Origin of the sequence: Propioniciclava soli, assembly GCF_014858005.1 — a bacterium.
GTDB classification, from domain to species: Bacteria; Actinomycetota; Actinomycetes; order Propionibacteriales; family Propionibacteriaceae; genus Propioniciclava; species Propioniciclava soli.
The window spans coordinates 1-598 of sequence record NZ_JACYOT010000051.1; the positions used below are offsets into that span (position 1 = coordinate 1).

At 67.2% G+C, this 598-nt stretch carries 1 protein-coding gene; it reads right to left on the reverse strand.

What is annotated here, in order from left to right; genetic code table 11:
* Positions 1-429: hypothetical protein (locus tag IFY26_RS17535; protein WP_232550297.1), on the reverse strand; the 429-nt coding region annotated here is incomplete at its 3' end.
* Between the last annotated feature and the right edge of the window lie 169 nt (positions 430-598).

Here is a 598-nt window from a genome sequence, read left to right on the forward strand (position 1 = left end):
GAACCGGTCCACGCTGGCCGCCAGCGGCAGCGATGTGGTGCCACCCCCAGTGTAGAACCGCAGGCCGACAGCCCCGGGACCCTGAAGCGCTGCCGTGGAGTCGGTGACCGTGATCGACGGCGTCGCCGGCTCGGTGACCCCACGCCACACGGTGCCGTTGAGCGTCGTGGTCCCGGACCCGGTCACGTCGAAACGCACATTCACCTTCTCACCGGCCACATAGTTGAAGCCGTTGATCGTGGTCGAACGCAGGACCGTCTCAGCACCACCCACCGTCCTGCTCACCTGCAGACCCAGCTGACCCGTCGGAAGGAGCCGCACCGTCAGGTTGTACATGGAGGTGTCACCCACCATCCTCGCCCGCACCTGGTACAGGTAGGTGCCCCCCACCGGCGCCTTGTCCAGCGCCAGGTCGGTCAGGATGGACACGTCCCGAGCCGACACACCCGCCAACTTCGCGGTCCGCGTCGACCCCGCGTTCGGAATACTCACCACGCCCGAGCTGCCGTCCGTCGAGAAACCAGACTGGGTGTTCAGCGTCCACACGCCCCCCACGTCCGCACTACCCCAACCAGACCCACTCCGACCGAAGCCATCC